Origin of the sequence: Gracilibacillus alcaliphilus (assembly GCF_016909015.1) — a bacterium.
In the GTDB taxonomy this organism is placed as follows: Bacteria; Bacillota; Bacilli; order Bacillales; family Amphibacillaceae; genus Gracilibacillus; species Gracilibacillus alcaliphilus.
Genome location: NZ_JAFBFA010000005.1, coordinates 123,804 through 143,061, shown reverse-complemented (window position 1 = coordinate 143,061; position 19,258 = coordinate 123,804). Strand labels below are relative to the sequence as shown.

General features: G+C 36.4%; 25 protein-coding genes. 10 read left to right on the top strand and 15 right to left on the bottom strand.

What is annotated here, in order from left to right; all coding sequences use genetic code 11:
* Window positions 1–69: 69 nt before the first annotated feature.
* Window positions 70–384, top strand: coding sequence for an SRPBCC family protein (locus tag JOD18_RS05965; protein WP_239587946.1), 315 nt, complete (start codon window positions 70–72; stop codon window positions 382–384).
* 2 nt (window positions 385–386) lie between these two features.
* Window positions 387–707, top strand: coding sequence for a metalloregulator ArsR/SmtB family transcription factor (locus JOD18_RS05960; RefSeq protein ID WP_204668023.1), 321 nt, complete (start codon window positions 387–389; stop codon window positions 705–707).
* 57 nt (window positions 708–764) lie between these two features.
* On the opposite strand, the gene JOD18_RS05955 is transcribed toward JOD18_RS05960, so the two are convergent.
* The 6 genes from JOD18_RS05955 to JOD18_RS05930 form a co-directional block, all read right to left on the bottom strand.
* Window positions 765–1,364, bottom strand: a complete 600-nt coding sequence (locus tag JOD18_RS05955) for a short chain dehydrogenase (RefSeq protein ID WP_204668022.1) — start codon at window positions 1,362–1,364, stop codon at window positions 765–767.
* A 77-nt stretch (window positions 1,365–1,441) separates the two neighbouring features.
* Complete coding sequence (locus JOD18_RS05950) at window positions 1,442–2,041, bottom strand: short chain dehydrogenase (RefSeq protein ID WP_204668021.1); 600 nt, start codon at window positions 2,039–2,041, stop codon at window positions 1,442–1,444.
* A gap of 39 nt (window positions 2,042–2,080) precedes the next feature.
* A complete protein-coding gene (locus JOD18_RS05945; RefSeq protein ID WP_204668020.1) occupies window positions 2,081–2,767 on the bottom strand; it encodes an ABC transporter permease in 687 nt (228 codons plus the stop codon).
* A 27-nt stretch (window positions 2,768–2,794) separates the two neighbouring features.
* On the bottom strand, window positions 2,795–3,790 hold the full coding sequence (locus tag JOD18_RS05940) for a LytTR family transcriptional regulator DNA-binding domain-containing protein (RefSeq protein WP_204668019.1): 996 nt from the start codon (window positions 3,788–3,790) through the stop codon (window positions 2,795–2,797).
* 213 nt (window positions 3,791–4,003) lie between these two features.
* Window positions 4,004–4,207: a hypothetical protein gene (locus tag JOD18_RS05935; protein WP_204668018.1), complete on the bottom strand. Its 204-nt coding sequence runs from the start codon at window positions 4,205–4,207 to the stop codon at window positions 4,004–4,006.
* 424 nt (window positions 4,208–4,631) lie between these two features.
* Window positions 4,632–5,129: a hypothetical protein gene (locus JOD18_RS05930; RefSeq protein ID WP_204668017.1), complete on the bottom strand. Its 498-nt coding sequence runs from the start codon at window positions 5,127–5,129 to the stop codon at window positions 4,632–4,634.
* Between the two features lie 215 nt (window positions 5,130–5,344).
* Here JOD18_RS05930 and JOD18_RS05925 point away from each other — a divergent pair, with 215 nt between their 5' ends.
* Window positions 5,345–5,959: a TetR/AcrR family transcriptional regulator C-terminal domain-containing protein gene (locus tag JOD18_RS05925; protein ID WP_204668016.1), complete on the top strand. Its 615-nt coding sequence runs from the start codon at window positions 5,345–5,347 to the stop codon at window positions 5,957–5,959.
* A 167-nt stretch (window positions 5,960–6,126) separates the two neighbouring features.
* Here JOD18_RS05925 and JOD18_RS05920 read toward each other — a convergent pair whose 3' ends face one another.
* A complete protein-coding gene (locus tag JOD18_RS05920) occupies window positions 6,127–6,546 on the bottom strand; it encodes a hypothetical protein (protein WP_204668015.1) in 420 nt (139 codons plus the stop codon).
* 214 nt (window positions 6,547–6,760) lie between these two features.
* Complete coding sequence (locus JOD18_RS24580) at window positions 6,761–6,988, bottom strand: ATP-binding cassette domain-containing protein (RefSeq protein WP_204668014.1); 228 nt, start codon at window positions 6,986–6,988, stop codon at window positions 6,761–6,763.
* Window positions 6,989–7,201: 213 nt separating this feature from the next.
* Here JOD18_RS24580 and JOD18_RS05910 point away from each other — a divergent pair, with 213 nt between their 5' ends.
* Window positions 7,202–7,450: a hypothetical protein gene (locus JOD18_RS05910; RefSeq protein ID WP_204668013.1), complete on the top strand. Its 249-nt coding sequence runs from the start codon at window positions 7,202–7,204 to the stop codon at window positions 7,448–7,450.
* 218 nt (window positions 7,451–7,668) lie between these two features.
* Here the strand turns inward: JOD18_RS05910 and JOD18_RS05905 are convergent, their stop codons facing one another.
* Window positions 7,669–7,977: an NUDIX domain-containing protein gene (locus JOD18_RS05905; RefSeq protein ID WP_338029495.1), complete on the bottom strand. Its 309-nt coding sequence runs from the start codon at window positions 7,975–7,977 to the stop codon at window positions 7,669–7,671.
* Window positions 7,978–8,470: 493 nt separating this feature from the next.
* Here JOD18_RS05905 and JOD18_RS24575 point away from each other — a divergent pair, with 493 nt between their 5' ends.
* The 5 genes from JOD18_RS24575 to JOD18_RS05885 all read left to right on the top strand — a co-directional run bounded on the left by JOD18_RS24575 (window position 8,471) and on the right by JOD18_RS05885 (window position 11,463).
* Window positions 8,471–8,596, top strand: coding sequence for a hypothetical protein (locus tag JOD18_RS24575; protein WP_275582965.1), 126 nt, complete (start codon window positions 8,471–8,473; stop codon window positions 8,594–8,596).
* A 152-nt stretch (window positions 8,597–8,748) separates the two neighbouring features.
* Window positions 8,749–9,228, top strand: coding sequence for an RIO1 family regulatory kinase/ATPase domain-containing protein (locus JOD18_RS05900; protein WP_239587945.1), 480 nt, complete (start codon window positions 8,749–8,751; stop codon window positions 9,226–9,228).
* Between the two features lie 175 nt (window positions 9,229–9,403).
* The gene (locus tag JOD18_RS05895; protein ID WP_204668011.1) at window positions 9,404–9,832 is read left to right on the top strand and encodes an AraC family ligand binding domain-containing protein; all 429 of its coding nucleotides are present in this window, start codon (window positions 9,404–9,406) and stop codon (window positions 9,830–9,832) included.
* Window positions 9,833–10,461: 629 nt separating this feature from the next.
* Window positions 10,462–11,022 carry a hypothetical protein gene (locus JOD18_RS05890; RefSeq protein WP_204668010.1) on the top strand — a complete coding sequence of 187 codons (561 nt, stop codon included), beginning with the start codon at window positions 10,462–10,464 and terminating at the stop codon, window positions 11,020–11,022.
* Window positions 11,023–11,052: 30 nt separating this feature from the next.
* The gene (locus JOD18_RS05885; protein WP_204668009.1) at window positions 11,053–11,463 is read left to right on the top strand and encodes a hypothetical protein; all 411 of its coding nucleotides are present in this window, start codon (window positions 11,053–11,055) and stop codon (window positions 11,461–11,463) included.
* A gap of 306 nt (window positions 11,464–11,769) precedes the next feature.
* Here the strand turns inward: JOD18_RS05885 and JOD18_RS05880 are convergent, their stop codons facing one another.
* Window positions 11,770–11,877 (bottom strand): YvbH-like oligomerization domain-containing protein, encoded by a 108-nt coding sequence (locus JOD18_RS05880; protein WP_275582969.1) that lies wholly within the window; start codon window positions 11,875–11,877, stop codon window positions 11,770–11,772.
* A 404-nt stretch (window positions 11,878–12,281) separates the two neighbouring features.
* Here JOD18_RS05880 and JOD18_RS05875 point away from each other — a divergent pair, with 404 nt between their 5' ends.
* Window positions 12,282–12,689 carry a DoxX family protein gene (locus tag JOD18_RS05875; protein ID WP_338029494.1) on the top strand — a complete coding sequence of 136 codons (408 nt, stop codon included), beginning with the start codon at window positions 12,282–12,284 and terminating at the stop codon, window positions 12,687–12,689.
* Between the two features lie 180 nt (window positions 12,690–12,869).
* Here the strand turns inward: JOD18_RS05875 and JOD18_RS05870 are convergent, their stop codons facing one another.
* The 5 genes from JOD18_RS05870 to JOD18_RS24765 form a co-directional block, all read right to left on the bottom strand.
* Window positions 12,870–13,304, bottom strand: a complete 435-nt coding sequence (locus JOD18_RS05870) for a VOC family protein (protein ID WP_204668008.1) — start codon at window positions 13,302–13,304, stop codon at window positions 12,870–12,872.
* Between the two features lie 190 nt (window positions 13,305–13,494).
* On the bottom strand, window positions 13,495–16,575 hold the full coding sequence (locus tag JOD18_RS05865) for a DEAD/DEAH box helicase (RefSeq protein WP_204668007.1): 3,081 nt from the start codon (window positions 16,573–16,575) through the stop codon (window positions 13,495–13,497).
* Between the two features lie 184 nt (window positions 16,576–16,759).
* The gene (locus JOD18_RS05860; protein WP_204668006.1) at window positions 16,760–17,329 is read right to left on the bottom strand and encodes a hypothetical protein; all 570 of its coding nucleotides are present in this window, start codon (window positions 17,327–17,329) and stop codon (window positions 16,760–16,762) included.
* A 182-nt stretch (window positions 17,330–17,511) separates the two neighbouring features.
* Window positions 17,512–18,549 carry an ATP-binding protein gene (locus JOD18_RS05855; protein ID WP_204668005.1) on the bottom strand — a complete coding sequence of 346 codons (1,038 nt, stop codon included), beginning with the start codon at window positions 18,547–18,549 and terminating at the stop codon, window positions 17,512–17,514.
* Window positions 18,546–19,223, bottom strand: coding sequence for a response regulator (locus JOD18_RS24765; RefSeq protein ID WP_204668004.1), 678 nt, complete (start codon window positions 19,221–19,223; stop codon window positions 18,546–18,548). Before JOD18_RS24765 ends, JOD18_RS05855 begins: the two co-directional genes overlap by 4 nt.
* Between the last annotated feature and the right edge of the window lie 35 nt (window positions 19,224–19,258).

The window sequence follows — 19,258 nt, the reverse complement described above, 5'->3', positions numbered from 1 at the left end:
ATAAATCCTCCTCATTATTCATCTATTCACTATTTAATGTCAAGTACTCATTTATCATCCACTTCTTATATGGCTAGTACTCTTGAACCTGTTTTAGGTCATGAATTTGTACTTCATACAGGCAACTACGGTGATTCACCTTGTAAAGTAACTGAACTTGACCCACCGCACAAAATCGGCTTTGATTGGGGAAAAGATTGGCATCTTACTTTTCAATTAAAAAAATTATCGGCAGAAAAAACGGAGTTTACCTTAATTCACGCAGGATGGGATGCAGAAAAAGAAACAGAATTTGGCCAACCACATCGATTCGTTCGTGGTTTTATGGCAGACGGCTGGGACAAAATCGTACAAGAAAAGTTGCCGGCATATATTGAGGGATAAGTGTGACCACTCAAGCAAAACACGATGTCTTTCAAGCACTGGCAGATCCTACACGTCGAAGTATGTTGCAATTACTTGCTGAAAAGGAAATGTCGATTGCTGAAATAACAGATAACTATCCAATCAGCCGTACTGCGGTTAATAAGCATCTTCATATCCTTTCCACTTCTGGACTGGTGCATAGCCGGAAAATTGGCCGTGAAACTCGTTTTATACTTACTGCCGAACCATTAATGGAAATACAAGACTACCTGCTCTTTTTTGAGCATTATTGGGATGATAAGTTAGCTGCACTGAAAAAATTCACAGAAGAGGATTCATAGCATAAAAATCAAGATGATACATTACATCATCTTGATTTTTATTGATCTTATTTCAGCCTAATAGACATAAAACCCTTTTCCTGTCTGTGCTCCCATTATACTTTTTCGGTAAGCCAAGCCCACCCGTTTAGCTGAAACTGGCTCAAATCCTTGGAACATGGCACCATTCTTTTCTACGGAAGCTTCCAGTATACTTGGACTAACGTGGTTGATTCTTAAACCCCGAGGCAGCTCTAAAGCCGCCGTTTGGACAAAGGCTCGGATTCCCCCATTGGCCATTGCGGCGGAAGCCCCTTTTACAATTGGATCATCCATTAAAATGCCTGTCGTCAGCGTAAAACTGCCATTATCTGATAAGGTGTCCATCCCAAGCAGCACCAGATTGATTTGTCCTAACAGCTTACTTTGGACAGCGATTTGATTTTGTTCTGGGGTCATCTCTTGCAATAAACCGTAATGTTCTATACCTGCTGTATTGATGACCGCATCTACAGTTCCAGTCTGCTTATACATTTGCGTAATACTCTCTGTTGAAGTCATATCAACCAGGAGATCTGCTTGATCTATCCCGGCGGTAATAATTTCGGCGTCTTCTTTCAATTCTTCGTGGACAATCGATCCAATCGTGCCCGTGGCACCAATTAATAATAACCTCACATATGTCCCTCCATTATATTTTGTTTCAGGTTTCTAGCTCTTTTCCACCCTTTGAACAATCTCTTTAGGGAGTGATTCTAATAGACATAAAACCCTTTTCCTGTCTGTGCTCCCATTATACTTTTTCGGTAAGCCAAACCAATCCTCTCAGATGAAGCAGGCTCAAACCCTTGGAACAACGAACCATACTTTTCCGCTGAAACCTCCAGCATCGTTGGACTAACATGATTGATTCGTAAACCACGCGGCATTTCAATAGCAGCTGATTGGACAAAGGCGCGAACCCCGCCATTGGCCATGGCTGCTGAGGCCGCTTGTTTAATCGGATCATCCATCAGCACACCTGTGGTCAACGTAAAGCTTCCATTATCTGTAACGGCGTCCATTCCTAATATCACTAAGTTCACTTGTCCTAATAGCTTACTATTTACAGCCACTTGGTTTTGCTCGGGAGTCATCTTCTGCAAAGGAGCAAAATGTGCCGCTCCTGCCGTATTGACAACTGCATCCACTTTTCCCACGTCTTTATACATTTGTTTGATACTCTCTATGGATGTGATATCAACAGATATATCGGCATGGTGTCTCCCGGCAGTAATAATCTCTGCCTCTTTCTTCATTTCTTCTCGAACAATCGATCCAATCGTTCCATTAGCACCAATCAATAATAATTTCATCGTCTGCCCCCCATTATCATATACTCTTACTCCATCTTATCAGGAATGGTGTCTTTTTCTAAACCAAATGGCAAATAAAAGGATGATTACCGCCATCCAAAGTAATGGAACGATAAGATAGGGCATAAATGACTGCTGCAGATGGAGGTGTACAATACCATAATGCAAATGGTAGTTTGGAAAAATGGCCAGCCATTTTAATTCACTTTGATCACTATTCATCATCAATCCTTCGATAAAAAAGTACAGCAACATAAATGGCACCCCATACAAGCTGACTTCAATTGTATTCTTTGATTTCATCCCTAAGACCGTACTCATAAAGAGTAAGATAATCACCAATGGCAAAGCCATAAGAAAACTTCCGATTCCTTCAAGGAAAGACCTTGTATAAGTGAAGACCAAGATCAGCAAGATAATAGATGTTGCCATAAAAGTCAGCATCATTTTGGACAGAATGATCCCCCACGGTGAAATATTCGCCTGAAACAGCCGTTGCTTCGTTTTTTGCTCATATTCCTCCACTACCATATTTCCCTGCATCAATGTCGTCACTAGCGCAAGAACAAAGGCAATAAGAAAGGATAGCGGGACTTGTTGTCCTGGAATCATCGGAAAAATCATAATGAAAACAAACGCAATCAAGGTATTAAAAAGAATCTGACCATTCCAACGCAAATCACATAAATCTTTATAAAGCAAAGCTTTCCACTGCTGCCTCTGCATATGTTACTTCCTCTCTTTCCCACGCTATCATAACTGGATTAATTCTTTTAATTTGCTGTAATTGCCCTTAGATAAGGGAATGGTACTTTTGGAGACATTATCCAAACTCAGACTATAGCTGTTTTTACTCCAAATAATAATTTCACGCACCCGTTGTAAATTAACTAGATAAGAACGATGACAGCGAAAAAAACCAAATGCCTGCAGCCGTTCTTCTAATGTTTTAATCGTATTAGACGAGGCAAACTCCTCATTATTGACAAACAGAAAAGTCTGTCCATCACGTGCTTCAATATAATCAATTTCCAAAGGATGAAAAAGAATAATTTTGTCCTCTACTTTGGCACTTATTTTCTCAAATGGGACCTGTGCACTGGTCTCTTCTTCCTCTTGATCTGCTTCGGTATCTTCCCCATCCGCTTCCATTCTCTGGGTGCCTCGTTCCGAATAGCGATAGACGATATCCCCTAGCCGAATCGCTTCTTCCAATGTTGGTGTGAACAAAAGAACGGCTCCGCCACGGCCCGCAAGGTGGATCAACAAATTATGGAGAACGTGTTTGGACTGAAGATCCAGATTATGGGAAGGATCTTCGAAAATATATACTTCGGTAGGCTGAATAAGTGCCAACGAAAATAATAAACGGCGTCGTTCTGATATAGTCAGCTGTTTGACCTTTTTAGAAACACACAATTGCAGTTCACACAGATTCAAGATTACCTCTATATCAACTTCCTGTTGATATAATCGGTTCCAGAAGTTTAGTATTTGCCGAACCGTCAGCCGTTTGTATAAACCATCTACTTGTTGGAACATGTACACCGCCTGAAATCCAGCTTCCGGCAGAGTGATCATTCCTTTTTTTACTGTGTGCGGGTGATTCAATAGATCAAGCAGACGTTGTATATATTCACTCTCTGTTTGAACAGCAATAATCTCCCCCTTAGCCACAGACAGACTAAGTTCTGGGAGTATGATCGTGTTCTGTTCAATCTGAGATAATTGGTTAAAAGAGAAAACCATCCTCATTCTCCTCAGCTTCATTTTTTCTTTAATGATAACGCAAAAATAACTAATAAAACAATGATTGCCAACCGATTAACATAAAGTGAGACTTATCGGGGTAGCGTCCGTACTCTTCACTTTAACTTCTTTGATATCTCTCCAAACCTGGAAGTGGGGAGTTTACGGACAATTAGCTAATTTTCGAAATGGAAATGAATAATATCGCATTTTTTATTTCCCAAGTTTACTGATCAAAAAAGCAAGAATGATAATCAAAGCTATGCTTATAAACCCAGCTGGCATCATCCAATCAGGTGCTCGATAATTTGGCAGTATAGGTAAGGCTTGCGATAAACCATCATAAATGACTAGAGATGGGAAGATTGCCAGCAACAACATTACAACAGCCACCATAATTTGCAGCGATTTTTTCATATTAATGCCTCCCTTATTCGATTTGCTGACTCTAGCATAAGGGAGGATAGAAACAACCGCATTATATCTAGCGTGAATTGCGGGGAAGTTGTGGTGAATGGTACTTATAATGATGTGAGTGGTACTTTTTTTAGACTGAAATCGTGATAAAAGCTGTGGAACAGACAGCTAAGCAACGAATGGAGCAATCTAATGGGATGAATGAAACACGATGAAATGACGTTTCTTTCATGAAAGGAAGAAATATGAGGGACATAAAAAATGGGTTCGAGAAGTCTAACCTGATATTCTTCCAAAATATTAATTAAAAAAACTGGATTATACTATAATCTGTAAACGCTTGTTTTCTTATAATGTAAAATAAGATTTGCATCAGTAAGGGATTTTATGCCCTACTGATGCTTAAGAAAATACGACATCACCTCTAATTATTCCGTATTTCTTGCTGTTTGAATTGACTAAGAGCTATCCAGCCAAGCACATACACACTTGCAATAATCATGGTTCTAATCATACTGAGATTCACCCACATATCTGCACGTTCTTTTAGTTCTTTGGAAAAGGCAGCAACTGGTTCTGTAGTGGAAAATACGGCTAACTCAGGAATAAAATAAAGAAACGTAGGGATTCGTAACAAAAGATACAACCCGATAATAACAAACACCAAGTTTCTCACCCTGTAGTACTTCCAACATAAAATTAAAACAAGAATAGTCAGAACTTGAACGATCATATGAAGAGGTATCCAAAAGTGCTCAACTGGTAATGCATACGATCCTTGAAGAATAGCAAAAGAGGCTGGTGGATGGGCACTCCATTGTGAAGCAACGACAACTCCTTCATAAATCGCTCCACCTAGTTCCAAACCAATCATGGTAATTAAACAGATTAATGCCGCATAGATCAACTTATTTCTCATCATCAATTTCCTCCTTAATTCGCATTTTATTCCGCCCAAACCTATCAACGATAGATTAACTATCATTGATAGGTTAACCCAAAAATGTTATAATGTCAAGAAAGGATTGAAAATTTTTGTAACATCTAAGGGTAGACGTCCATTATTAAAGGTTCCTAGCTAGCCCGGCACCAAAACCCTTGTATGACTCGAAATGCATCTTAATGGGAGGAAATACTATGACTAAACAAAATAATGTCCATCATAAAATGTTAGATCAAATAAAAATTGTACAAGTCACTCTAGAGATACTTCATGCGGAAGGTTATAAAAGTATTACAATAAGAAAAGTAGCAGAAAAATTAGGAATTAAGAGTGCCTCTCTTTATTGGCATATCAAAAATAAAAATGAATTACTTGAATTAGTGGCGGATGAAATATGTAAAGATATCCAGCTTCCAGATAAAGAATTAGCTTGGGAGAAACAATTAATGCAGTTAGGGAATGCTTGGCGAGATAAACTCTTATCTATTCGAGATTCTGCCACTGTATTAGCTGAAACAGCCCCCACCACTCCTTACCGCATTCAGCTTATTCAAAATATTCTTGATATGTTTAAAGATATCGGGATGAGTCATGAAGATGCCTTTTCGGCTTTGTGGTTTTTTAACAATTATTTGATTTCATTCATTCTAGAGGAATACCGCTTTGCAGAAATAGCCAAAAAAACCTCCACAAACCCTGTAGGAGTGACAGAACCTCCCATTCATCTAACCATTCCAGACATGGATAAAGAGTTCCAATTTGGGATGGAGCTTATGCTTGCTGGTTTTAAAGAGAAGATTACTCCATAAGGAAAACACATAGATCACTTGGGGATCTCTTGATGTGGTTCAGTCTTGCGAAAAACTCTGTAAAAGGGGCATTTCGAGAAAATGATTCTTCTCCAAAAAAACAGCTATCATTCTTAACCTGATAACTGTTCTTATAATGAAGAGTTTCCAACAAATATCTTAATCGTTTAACGTGCGTGTCTGCCTCGATTGTCATCGCGGCCCTTTTTATATAATTGTACAATCATATAGATAATAAAGGCAATAACTGCATATACAGCAAAAAATACAATATAGCCCCATAATCCCATCACGGCATCTGCAAATTCCATATTCCCCCGCTGTGTATATGCTTGCTGGATTTCAATGGCAAATACTAAGACAACAATTACCGTAAATGTATACAAAAAGGAAAGAATAACGATGCTCCATCTCATTTTGGAGATAATCTTAAACATCACATACACGAAAAAGAACATAATAATCCCTAAAATACCAAAAACCCAAAAATGCAGTTGTTTATCGGTCATATTGACACCAAATACAGCGGCAATTACATCATGAATATCATTAATAATGTCGACAAGTAATAGAATGGCTTCCCTCACAAGATGTCCCTCCACATAATTAAGCAAATTGGCTTATTCTATATTATACGTTGTTCCGAGGAAATCACCAAGGAATTTCATTTACACAACTGAAATGAGACTTGGATCATTTTTTCGTTTTCACTGATTATTCATGAAACACAAGGAATATAATTGACACGGTGACTCCCTCCCGTAAGGTAAGACGGTCATTTCATCCGATCAGCAAACAAGCTTAAGTAACTGCACCGCCCTGATAGATACTGACTGTATTACGCTCTTCCTTTGCTTGATACAAGGCAAACAGGTAAAGAACAGTGGTTTTACCCGCTCCGCTTGCACCGAGGATAATGACAAACTCTCCTTTTTCTATCTGATAGTTTATATTTTTCAATACTAAAATTTCCGTATCCCCTGACGTATATCGCTTGTAAACATGGTCAAGTTTAATAATAGGATTCATGATCTGCCTCCATCATTTAATATTTCACAACGCGGACGTCCGAGATTATTCATAAGCGTTGAGCAGCCTCTCCCTTACAAGTTCTACTTCCTCTTCTCGGATCAAACCGCCACTAGGTAATGGATAATACCGAATCCTTCAACCAAAAATATATGTAAAAATGGTATAAATACGGTATAGTACGAATGGTAAAAACAGTGAAAGGGGCTAGCTATGATTAGAAAAACAGCAGTTATTTTTGTATTCTTCCTCCTCTTCAGTGCTTGCAATAAAGAGAAGACAAGCTCTAATGATCCTGACGAGAACCAGGATAAGTCAAACAGTGAAGAAGCAGTAAATGAGGAAAGATCTGAAGCTGGAGATTCGGAGGAAGAAATCTTCTTTGATTTGGTGAAACGCAGTATAGAGGCTCAAAACCAGCAGGACAAAGTAGCCTTGAACAAGCAGGAGCTGGATGAATAGGAATTAAATTTATGGGTGGATAAATTAAAGGCCATTCAATGATTCTATGATCTAGGAGCAGCTATTTTTTGAGGGAATTGACGTATAAAAAATGTATCACTTCATATAGTTTCGTTTTATACAAGCTTTCTTTATCAAAAGGGAAAAAGGAGGTTATTCTCTTCTTTTCCCCTTTATTTAACAGCTTGACTGATCACCTCTCATAGTTTAAGTCCGTATTATTCTGTTTGGCAATTTTTAAACCAATCAAGAAAGCCTCTATATTCATCGGTTAGTGCTGCCGGCAAATGATTAATGGAAAAGTACTCCATCGTTTCTAATTCGTTATAATCAATCTTCAGTTCTCCGCTCACATCTCGTGTGTAATACACGGCTGTTACCGAGTATAACTCATCCCCATTGGCAACTTTGAAATAGTGTTCCGCACCAGAAAATACATGAAGTAATGTTAAGTTTTCTACGATTAGTCCTGTTTCTTCAAACACTTCTCTTACAGCTACCTCTTCAAAACTTTCGCCTAAATCCATTAACCCCCCGGCAATCCCCAATAGCCATCATGTCTTTTTTGCAGTAACACTTCATTTTGCTCATTGATAATCATAACAACAGAACCAGGTAAAATAATCGGTTGATGCCCTACGTACTGTCTCAGATATTTATACTACTCCATTGCTTCTCCCTCCTTCCTAAGTCCTGTGTACAGAACTAGCTAAATACAAGGAAACCTATCCATTTTCTTCTTTTTTTGTAAAGTATACTAATCTTTTGTACAATAGACAAATTATTCATCTACTTAATAGTTGCACATCCTGAAACAAGCATATATAATAAATTAAGTTATTTTTTAATAATGAATCCCAAAGGGGAGTAGCATAATAGCAGCTGTCGTCATTACAGGAGAAATCCTCGGCACTGCTGGCAGCCAATTGATTGTGTTGCTTGCGAGACCTTTGTCCAAATTTGTGGGCAAAGGTCTCTTTTTATGAACTTTTGCCACACAAACTTCAAGGAGGAAATCAAATGTCAAAACTATCTAAACTTCTAAAGTCTAAAGTGGTAAGAGAAGGAGCAAAACAAGCACAGAAGCATGCCATACCCTTTATCAAAAAAGAATTAGCCAAAAGAAAAGGCAAATTAAAAAAATAATGGGACCGTCTAAATATTACGACTATGCAGCCAGTGTTTTATTTACCAAACGACACAGGCGCATAGAAGTATTAAAACATTCCCCCGATTTAAAGCTGTATGGCACAGGCAGAAGTGCGGCAGTATTTAAAATAAAAAATGAAAATAAAGTGATGAAAGTTTTTTATCCATTGTTTGAAACAACAGCCATTCAAGAAAAGCAAAACTATGATAAGTTGAATGGTAACCATTATTACCCTGCTGTCTATGATTCTGAGACAAACTACTTAGTAATGGATTTTATCGAAGGAAAAACATTCTTTGAATGCTTAGCAGAAGGTATTCCTATAAAACCTCATGATATAGAAGTTGTTGACAAAGGATTGCAATATGCAAAAAAAGCCGGATTAAATCCATCCGATATTCATTTGCACAATCTTATCATTACCAAAGAAGGCAATATCCGTATTATTGATGTGGCACGTTTTTCGCAAGAGAAAAACTGCACCCAGTGGGATGACCTGAAAAGGGCTTATTACCGATTTTACCAGCACCCCCTTTTCCCGAAAAAAATCCCCAAATGGATCATGTATACTATATCAAAGCTGTATCGTCTGTATAAGCATTTTACTACTAGAGAAAGATCGGGATAAAGCCTCATTTCTGGAGGCTTTATCCCTCTATGCTGTTTATTAAAAATTGTCAAAAAATACGTTAGTTGTCTGGATTGATTAGAAAACTCTTCAGCGTAAAGGAGGCAGATTATTATGAATCCTGCCATGCAAACGGAACAGGTGCATTTTTGGAAAAGTAAATCTCTAGACCGCAATGGCTTGTCTGCATGCTACCTATATTAACCATGCCTTCTCTAAACATGCACACATCGAATTTGCTATTGGTGTGATTGAAGATGGTGTGGAAGGATTTCACTATCGAGGACAAACACACTTTGCCCTGAAAAATAATTTAGTCATCCTCCATCCCAGAGAAGTGCACACTGGCTATGCAGCCAGCACTGGTGGTTACACGTGCCGCATGATTTATCCTGAAAAAAAATTAATCGAACAGATGCTGGGTATAGAAAACACAATAGATAAAGGTCATTTATTTTTTAAACAGGTGATTATTACCCATCCAAAGATCGTGCAGCTATTCTTAGATTTGCATTATACACTGGAATATTCAGCTTCCGACATAGAACAGAAAGAGAAATTCCTGTTCTTTTTTAATACATTGTTACAAGGTTTGCGTGAGTAATATACCAGCACCTGTGCAAATCCATGGAACAATTACCCTTTTATCCTTACGTTTGTATAAAAACATCATCAGAATTCACGCATCAACCAGACATATACCGAAAATTAATAATATGATCGATATGGTTAGTACTGTTTCTGCACTGGAGACTGTCATAAAATGTCCCTGTTGATATTCCAATTTGGGCGATCAACTTACCTACACTTGTTTTCATGTATCCGAATAATGCCCAGCTCCGTTCACATTCTATGCAGAGTTTTATTCACAAATTGGCTTTTTCAACCCACTCACCTACCTCTTCTGTTATATGCTCGTATATTTTATTTTCTAAAGTATAAGACTTCTCGTCATTAATACTTATAAGTGAATTGCAGAAACTCTACTTAATAATCCAGACATAGCTTCATTTGGCAACATTGAAAACAATTAGTACAGTAGGCTTTTATATAAAATCCTTATTGTTACAGATTGTCATCTTAATTGTTTAATAAATCCACGTACATTTTGTATACATTTGTTTACATATATGTTAAACTAAAAAATAGGAGGTGATCACAATAACTACTGATTATCGAAAACGAATGTTTCGTGGTGCTAAAATTGAGGACTGCATTGAAGATTTTATCCAAATGGAGGAATCCACAAGGGAGCAGATGCAAGATACAGACACAGAATCCCGCCTGATTGCTAAAGGAATGAATAATGCTTATCGCTATGTAGTAAATAGAATGGTTAGAGATTTTGAATATAAAAAGGAGGAGTTAAAACTGAGAACAAAATTTGAGGAGTTAGAGAAGGTTTTTCGAAGGTTAGCAGAAAATAATCTAGAGCAAAGTAAAAAGGATCTGCACGAGACCATTCAAGAAACTTATTACAAAGATGATATCCCTGAAGAAGCAATGGAAGACTTGAAAGGCATTGCTCCTGATTTTCAAAAAGGAATGTTTGAAGGAATGAGCTTTGCTTATGAACAAGCCGCAAATTATATTTCCATCATGCTCGACACTTCAGACAAATTAAATGAAAAACATATTAACTATGTATTGCAGCACATCCATAAAAACAGCTTAATCAAAGAAGATGTAGAGGAATCTGCAGTGACTTATCAAGAAGGGCTGACAAATGGAATCAAAGCCGGGTTTAATTTGGCTGATTTAGAGATAAAAGGAAGATTTCAGATCCAAATCTAAATATCATGGGCAAGCGGGGGGATTTTCTTAATGATAGAATTTTTTCAAACAAATCAAGCACCGTTGATCATCATCTATGGGTGCATACTCCTGTACATTAATATTTCATATTTGCGTGAGCATAAGCAGGTCAATGAAGGTCTGCAAGAGATATCCTCTCAAGAAGTATACATAAAGACAGAAAGTTTGACCGTAATTCTGCTCACCTTAGGTTTTGCCTTTTTTAGGAGCTGGCTCATCTATTTATTAGCTTACAATCTAACCGGTAACATAATCATCGCTTTTCTTTTAGGTATATTTATTATCATGGATGCTTATCATGCCATTTTTAACTATACTGTAGAAAAGCTGAAAAAAACAAAGATTGTCTGGTTTCGGAGCATAACTGATACTTTGTTTATTACGGTTTTTATGATTTATTACATGCTGTATTTAATTTAACTTTAAAAGATACTGTCAGACAGCAATAAAAAAGCCGTTATCTGACAGTAACTTTTTCATGGGGTTAAAATTATACAACCTTTCCAAACGATGGTTTGAAAAAGGCATCGCTTTTTAGAAACAAAAAGTTTTTCGTTGTGTCTCCTTACACCAGATCCATACCTATTGAAATTCCATTATTCTAATTCTCTACATTTTCCTGCTTAATATTAAATGTACATGCTTATAAAAATGGATCTCTAAAGCATTCGGAATTATATTTCTGCAGAAAGGAACAGCTCTGCCATTCTTTAACAAGTTCTTTTACTAATTTTGAATATATTTATTAAAGATATCACCAAAGTCTTTTCTTGTATTGTCATCGTAAGTGGTATTCAGCCAGTCAAAAGCGAATTTTGTAGCCTTTTCAAACAGGGCTGGGGATTTTGATTTTTTCTAGCAAAATATAAAGCGAGACTTATCGTGGGAATTAACGCACTTAGACTCCCCATGTTTGCAGGATTCACGATTGCCTCTGCGTGGACTTTTGTTATATCGTTACGAATTATTTTTAGCGGCATAAGTGGCACCTCCATTTTACCTAGATTAAATACTAAACTTAATCTTGATTTCTGCACTTGTCAAAGCTTGCGGATGACCAGTGCCTGTCCTTGCAAGAGAAAGAGATCAGCTTTTATCCTTTAGACTTGTGATTCTGTTTTTGGTGCGTATTCACACATATTTTTTGTTAGGGAAGCATAACTTTATAAGACAGGCTGTATCTACCAGTCAGTTTGAAATTATCTGCAAAAAAACCAAAGAAATGGAGTGTCATTAGCATGATGAATAAACCGGAAATAGGCACACTTTTGTTAAGAGTATTCTTAGGCGTAACTTTTTTCATTCATGGTTTAGACAAGTTTCAAGGAGGCCTTGCTACAACAGTGTCCACCTTTGAATCGATGGGAATTCCTGTTTTTCTGACCTATGTAGTAGCAATCATAGAATTAGTTGGAGGGATGTTGCTGTTGTTAGGTGTGGGGATAAAAATAGTATCGTTCTTATTTGCAGCTGTTATGATTGGATCTATTATTACGACAAAATTTGAAGCTGGATTCTTAGGAGGATTTGAGTTAGACTTAGCACTATTAGTGATCTCACTGTTTATGATCATTTCAAAGAAACACCTTTTTTCAATGGACGATCAGATTGTTGCTAAATTAAGTGGATTCATTCCGCTAAAGTAAGAATAATATTTTCAAGAAATTACACCTTCAATGGCAGACCGTCACGCTTCCTAGTATCCGACTAAAAAAGAAAAACCTCGAGTGTTATACTTCGAGGCGTTACATCAGCTATTATCACGAACCTGATGCGATATAAAGTTATTTTTTCTGTTAAAGTTCTCTACCCTATATGTCAAGCATTTACTCAAAGTCTTTGCTCAAAATATCAACACGTTCTTCAAAGGAGACTTCGCGATGAATTTCATGCAGCATCCATACATATCCATGACTATCAGAAAACATGGCATTTGATATGCCCATTTCCTCCATTCTTGTGACAGGCTGGATTTCCGTAGCATTAGCGGACATTGCTTTGTCATATGTTTCTTGAATGTTGGGAACTGCAATATTAAACCAAAAAGATTGCGTGTCTCCCTCTTTCGGTGCCAATAATTGATATTCAGGATTTTCATCCAACATATGAAAACGTGTGCCATAGATCGTAAATACTGCTTCATTATTTCCTACCTTAAAATCGGTTGCTTCTACTACTTCTACATCAAAAATAGATTTGTACTGCTCCAGTGCTGCTTTGCTGTCTTTTACAACAAAATCAAATTCTACTCCAGTAATCATTTGACATCCTCCTAACTTCTAACTATTTTTATCGCCTGCTCTGTTATCTTCTACAGTACGCATGTTTCTATTCTATCCTTCTTACTTCAACCTCGGTATGACATGTCATCAAGACAAAGTATAGCATCTTCTAACAGGTTCCGTCATCTGAAGGAATAGGCCCGCATTTTTTTATAATAACTACAATGTATTACTTATTGTAGTTATCAATAATTGAAATGGTTGTATTCGCCACTTTACTACCAAGAGAGGCGTACAATTTCTTATCACCAATCACATAAAACTCCTCTTTAGCCCTAGTTGCTGCAACGTTCATCATATTTGGTTCATCCACTGACCATTTCGCGGCCCCTTTACTTGTATGGTCAGCACCTAGTACAAAGTATACAATCTTCGCTTCTTTTCCTTGAAAAGTATGAACAGTTCCTACATTGGTTGCTTTCCCTTTTTCCATCTTTGTAAATCCAATATCTTTTAATAGATTTGCTAGCTGAAATGCCACATTTCTAAAAGGAGAAATAACATAAATGTCATCTTTCAATTTTGGATTTTTTTGCAAACGATCATTGATTAAATTTTTTAATAATGCCGCCTGTTCCTTTACAAATTTATCCTTTGCTTTTCCTTTTTCATCATACCACTTTGAGAGTCCGAAGGCTGCCTTTTCTTCCTTTCCTTGTACCATTAGGCCGTTATATGAAATTTGATTTGAGATTGTAAACATTGGATAATTTGAACGTCTATGTACCCAAAGCGGAATTCCAACCCATTCCTCTTCATTTTTCTGGTAGCCGTAGGCACTCGTTCGATCAATAATGGATTGTGTCGACGCATGAGCTGAAACGAATTTTTCATTAACATTATAATTTCTGCCAATTAAATTTAAAATGTTTGAATCTAACGTCAATACTGGTTTAATTTGTGATGGATCTCCTACAACCATGACATTCTTGCTTCTAAAAATGGCTCCTACACTTGCTTGTGGTAGAGCTTGACCAGCCTCATCAATGAACAAATTACTAATGGTATTTTCATGTAAGTTTTTAAACATTCTACCGAAACTTGCAAAAGTAGTACTCACTACAGGAATAGCAAAATTCAACCATTGCCAGGATTCTAACAACAATTGAGAACCATTTTTCTTTGAGCTATATTCGGGTTGTCGGCTCCAAATGTTTCTTGCAGCTTTTAAGTGTTTTTTATTTTCAAATAAAAATTGTTTTCTTACTTTTAATGCCGCTATAAAAAGCTCTGACTGCAAAGTACGAAACGCTTTATTAAACCAGGGATTAGATAATTGCAGCTCTTCATATGTTTGCGAAAAATCTAATATTTTAATATCATTTTCGACCTTTTGTTGCTCTAATAATTGTATTTTACGTTCTATATTTTGTAATTCCTTTTGTTGTGCTGATAACCATTGTTCAAAATCACGTTTCTCCTTTTCTACTTGCTTCTGATACACCTTTATTTTTTGTTCATTATTTTTTCGTTCATTATTTAAATCATGTTTATTATTTAAGCTATTCTTTTTTTGTGCAGCAATTTGATTCAACTGTTCATTTGCTTCATTTAGCTTTTCTATGTATTGAGCTGATTTAGAGCGATTAAACGTTTTTTGTAACCACCATAAGCTCGGCTTTTGTTCACGCAGTATTTCAAAATTCCGCTTTGCTTGCGCTTGTTCTTCATTCAACATCTCAATTTGGCTAGAAATATCCAATAAATCATGTTGAAGTTTATTATTCTTTTCATTCAAATTTTTTATTTCAAGTGCGTTTTTTGTCTCTAATGATGACACTGCTACTCGTTTTTCATGTTCTAGTTGTTTTATATTTAAATTTTTCTTTTGATATTGATTTATTAATTTTAAGAGCAATTTCATGTCCACACTATATTTTTGAATCCGATCTCTTTCCGCTCTCAATTGATTATATAGCTGCAAAAAATTCTTATATACATTTGGGTCTGCTTCATATTCGTTCTCAAGATCTTGCTCGATAAATTCAACTGTTAAAAGTAAATGGTTAACATTACTAGCTGCGCCACCTTCTAATGAAAATACACCCCAGTTTTCTTTTTCCAGCGGTTCGCGTTTCAATTGTCGGCCTTCTGCATAATCAACTTCTAATGTTGAGTTCGAGATTTCGGTAAAGTAGTCGGCTTGTTCTAATATCTCCTGAAATTCCACGCCAATTTCTTTTAGTTTTGGCAACTCCATCACGATGTTTTGGACTGCACCATTATTAGAACTTGCAACTACGATATTATTGTCAGAAATAGCTTGCGGTAAAACCCCCAGCTGAGCTTGTTCCCAATAAACTAAACTTCCTTTTATTTGCTTATCTGATTGTTGACAGATGGCTAGAGCTTGCTCCACAACTAACTGTGCAAAAATATCCTTCAACAACGTAGTCTTCCCTGTTCCTGGAGGTCCATTTACGCTACTTATCTGATTGTTTTTCTTAAATGCCAAATTAACAGCTGTTTGCTGCATAAACGAAAGTGCATGTTCAGCGTTGCTGGGAAAACGTCCTAATGAATAGTTTTCAGGTTGTAAAATTTCTTCGAAAATGTCTGGATTGAAATTTGTTGACTCTTGATGGCTATCCAAGTTAAATTGTTCTCCAGCATACCCGTTAAAATAACGTTTTAAATTTTCCGTTTCTACTTTCTTCGCTGTTTCTAAATCATCGATAAAAAAGGAATGTAAGTTCGCATCACTAAACTCTAAATTTTTAACAAACCTATATCGAAAATGCTCATAAGTAGCATTATCTTTTTGTATAAGCTCAGTGATTGTATCATTAAAGCCTTTATCTTCAAATTTCTTACTTAACTCTTCACGAAATTTGTTTTCGATTTGCAAAAAATCTTTTGGAAGTTTCCCTGTTTTTCGAACATACCCACTCATTGTCAGAAATAACTTCTCTTCTAAAAAATTCAGTTCATTATCAAAATACAAGCAAAATGCAAATTTATCTGAATTACTCGTTTCTTCATGAGTCGCTGGAATCTTATATTGCCTTCTTAAAATATCAATAATTTCTTGGAAGTTAAAAATATTAAAGTACATGACAATTCCAGACTTTTTGAAGTTTTTCTCTGAAGTTTTTTGTCGATGGCTATTTAAGAATTCCGTGAAAAATTCCAGCAAATTATTTGTTTCACTATGTATTCGATATAACGATTTGTCCTTTTTGTTGATAGAACCCTCGGATAATTGCTCTATTGTAATCCATGCATTTAAAATGTCATTCTTTTGGTTCATTGACCTCCCACCTTCACTTGAATATTATTCACTACTATTTTATACATTTGGAAATTTTCAGTCAATTTACAATCGCTACAACGAGAAAAAGCCTGCAAAAGAGAAAAAATCCACTCTTACAGGCTTTCATTTTCGGACATGGTAAATAAGCTCTAACGCTTGATATGAGAGGGTTACTGACAATTCATATTTCATCCAGAGGAATCAAGTTATATGCAGCTACCATATTTTCCTTTTTTATGTATGGTAAATGTGCTTGTATTATATTACTTGGGAAGACAGATCGTGTGATTTTTCCTCTCTCTATGAAGGAAATCAACCGTTTCACATCTTCGTTAGTATATGGAGGAACTTCTACAATAGGCGGCATTAAAAACTGAAAATCATTTATATCAATATATACAGGGTTAAGAAATTCGCTATTATAATCCAATTCAAGCAGGACAGCATCCGCTTCTATAAAATGATTCCACAAACTTTTAATTGCATTTTTATTGGAACTTATCAGTCCATAAAATTCATCCTGATTCGATATTTCAAATAAACTTTCATTATTCGATCCAACAAAACCAAAAATTACCCCTGGTAAATTTACATTATTTATATCGTTAAAGGATTCTAATATAAAGTAATAAAGTTCTTGTAAATTCGGTATTTTTTGCAGATAGTCACTTTTTGTGAAATCAGGTTGATACATCTCATCATGCAGAACTGCGTTTACAACTGCTTTCTTTTGAATCGTCCAATATTTCATATATTTTCTCCTCTCGTACTAGGTTGATTCCTTTGCATAAAGTGTTGCCATGCTATTTCCAATATGCACCACAAATAGATATTGTTTACGAAACACCTTCTAAGGATTTTTCGGTTTTTTATTAAAATTCATATGTACTTCTCTGATCTCATTATCTAATGGATGAATGTAAACTAGCAAGCTTATTGCTTCACATTTGGAAAGATTAACGATATGGTCAGCCCTGAGTCAATCTCTGATTTTGCTGCCAACTCAATCGCTAAATCATGAGCCATCTTTTTTACTAAAAAGAGCCCCATCCCTGTTGCTTCCCTTGTATAGGTCCCTTGTCCTCCTGTAAAGCCTTTGTCGAAAATAAACGGTAAATCTTCTGTAGAAACACCAGGTCCATTATCACTAATATTTAAAATAGTCTGCCCCTTCACATTGTCATCTATCGTTTCAAATGTCAAACTGGGATGAACCTGATTCTGTGCAGCATATTTTGTACTATTAGCAATGATTTGTTCTATTATAAAAGTTAGTCCTTTGCGATCTGATATAATTTCTGCTTCTTCTCCAATAAATTGAATTTGAAAATCAGATTCATCTAATAGCGATTGGTGATTCTCGATTATCTCTTTGCAACATGCTACTATGTTTAGAGGCTCAAACAAATAATCTTTATGAGCAGCTCCCAATCTTGCAAAAAACAGGATCCGCTCTACATCACCCAGCATTTGATCCCTGATATGAGATATACGTTGTTTAACAAGCGGCGACATTTCATCACTGCGGTTATCCAGTACCAAGGTCATTAAAGATAAAGGTTTTTTAATTTCGTGAACCCAGCCTTCTATATAATTTTCATAATCAGTCAGTTGGGTGACTTGAGCATGGAGTTCCAATTGGTGTAATCTTACAACTCTTCCCATTCTGTGAATATATGACCTATGTGTTTTTGGTGACACCTGACATAATCTTTCCTCATTCATTTCGTTTGGCTCTAACAAAAAATCTTCAAAGACTGCTTCGATTATTTTTTGTTTTCTTATAATCATACCTAGAGACAACATGATCACAGCCAGCGTAAAAACAACCATAAGTCCTACTAATACATGAAACGTTTCAGGATAGGCTAACCAAGCTAAAAAAATAAATAGCACATTCGTAGCTGTCAACATCAGAATCCATTGTTTATAAGCATGAAAACAATCATAGATTTGCTTTATCCATTTCACATCTTCACCTGCTCCCTAAGTCGATAACCTCGCCCTCTTACCGTCTCAATTTGATTTTCCAACTTTAATTGACGTAATGCCTTTCGTAAGCGAGTCAGATTTACTTGGAGTGCATTCTCATCAATATACTGGTCTGTTCCCCATAAAACTTGACTCAGTGCAGATTTGGAAACAACCTCAGGTCTGTATTGCAATAAAGTCAATAATATTTTCCCTTCATTAGCTGATAACAACAATGATTGAGAACCCTTATATAAAGTGAAGGTATTGGGATCTAATAAAAAATGGCCGCCATCTACCAATCCTGGCTGTTTTTCAAATCTCCTGAGCAAGTTCAGAATACGTGCTAACAGCCTGTCCCGATTACATGGTTTCGTAAGGTAGTCATCGGCACCTAAATCTAAACCGTGTAACTCATCCTGTAACTTATCTCTAGATGTTAGAACTAATATCGGGCCAACTCCATTTAATTTTAGAGCTTTGCATATATCAAATCCTGATTGTCCTGGTAAATTGATGTCTAACAGAACTAAGTCAGGTGCCGAAGCAGCTACTTGTGTCGCTGTGTCATGAAATGCCGCAATTGCTGCCACTTCATAACCTTCTTTTTGTAAAATATCCACTAACTCTTCTCTCATCCATACATCATCTTCAACAATAGTAATCTTCGCCACTTCGGTACCTCCTCCATCATGAAAATGAACTATCC

What these genes read in the sequence shown, in the direction of transcription:
- JOD18_RS05965 (WP_239587946.1), top strand. Translation starts at nt 70, where the DNA reads ATGGCTAGTACTCTTGAACCTGTTTTAGGTCATGAATTTGTACTTCAT.
- JOD18_RS05950 (WP_204668021.1), bottom strand. Translation starts at nt 2,041, where the DNA reads ATGAAATTATTATTGATTGGTGCTAATGGAACGATTGGATCGATTGTT.
- JOD18_RS05945 (WP_204668020.1), bottom strand. Translation starts at nt 2,767, where the DNA reads ATGCAGAGGCAGCAGTGGAAAGCTTTGCTTTATAAAGATTTATGTGAT.
- JOD18_RS05940 (WP_204668019.1), bottom strand. Translation starts at nt 3,790, where the DNA reads ATGGTTTTCTCTTTTAACCAATTATCTCAGATTGAACAGAACACGATC.
- JOD18_RS05935 (WP_204668018.1), bottom strand. Translation starts at nt 4,207, where the DNA reads ATGAAAAAATCGCTGCAAATTATGGTGGCTGTTGTAATGTTGTTGCTG.
- JOD18_RS05930 (WP_204668017.1), bottom strand. Translation starts at nt 5,129, where the DNA reads ATGATGAGAAATAAGTTGATCTATGCGGCATTAATCTGTTTAATTACC.
- JOD18_RS05925 (WP_204668016.1), top strand. Translation starts at nt 5,345, where the DNA reads ATGACTAAACAAAATAATGTCCATCATAAAATGTTAGATCAAATAAAA.
- JOD18_RS24580 (WP_204668014.1), bottom strand. Translation starts at nt 6,988, where the DNA reads ATGAATCCTATTATTAAACTTGACCATGTTTACAAGCGATATACGTCA.
- JOD18_RS05910 (WP_204668013.1), top strand. Translation starts at nt 7,202, where the DNA reads ATGATTAGAAAAACAGCAGTTATTTTTGTATTCTTCCTCCTCTTCAGT.
- JOD18_RS05905 (WP_338029495.1), bottom strand. Translation starts at nt 7,977, where the DNA reads ATGGATTTAGGCGAAAGTTTTGAAGAGGTAGCTGTAAGAGAAGTGTTT.
- JOD18_RS24575 (WP_275582965.1), top strand. Translation starts at nt 8,471, where the DNA reads ATGTCAAAACTATCTAAACTTCTAAAGTCTAAAGTGGTAAGAGAAGGA.
- JOD18_RS05900 (WP_239587945.1), top strand. Translation starts at nt 8,749, where the DNA reads ATGAAAGTTTTTTATCCATTGTTTGAAACAACAGCCATTCAAGAAAAG.
- JOD18_RS05895 (WP_204668011.1), top strand. Translation starts at nt 9,404, where the DNA reads ATGGCTTGTCTGCATGCTACCTATATTAACCATGCCTTCTCTAAACAT.
- JOD18_RS05890 (WP_204668010.1), top strand. Translation starts at nt 10,462, where the DNA reads ATGGAGGAATCCACAAGGGAGCAGATGCAAGATACAGACACAGAATCC.
- JOD18_RS05885 (WP_204668009.1), top strand. Translation starts at nt 11,053, where the DNA reads ATGATAGAATTTTTTCAAACAAATCAAGCACCGTTGATCATCATCTAT.
- JOD18_RS05875 (WP_338029494.1), top strand. Translation starts at nt 12,282, where the DNA reads ATGATGAATAAACCGGAAATAGGCACACTTTTGTTAAGAGTATTCTTA.
- JOD18_RS05870 (WP_204668008.1), bottom strand. Translation starts at nt 13,304, where the DNA reads ATGATTACTGGAGTAGAATTTGATTTTGTTGTAAAAGACAGCAAAGCA.
- JOD18_RS05865 (WP_204668007.1), bottom strand. Translation starts at nt 16,575, where the DNA reads ATGAACCAAAAGAATGACATTTTAAATGCATGGATTACAATAGAGCAA.
- JOD18_RS05860 (WP_204668006.1), bottom strand. Translation starts at nt 17,329, where the DNA reads ATGAAATATTGGACGATTCAAAAGAAAGCAGTTGTAAACGCAGTTCTG.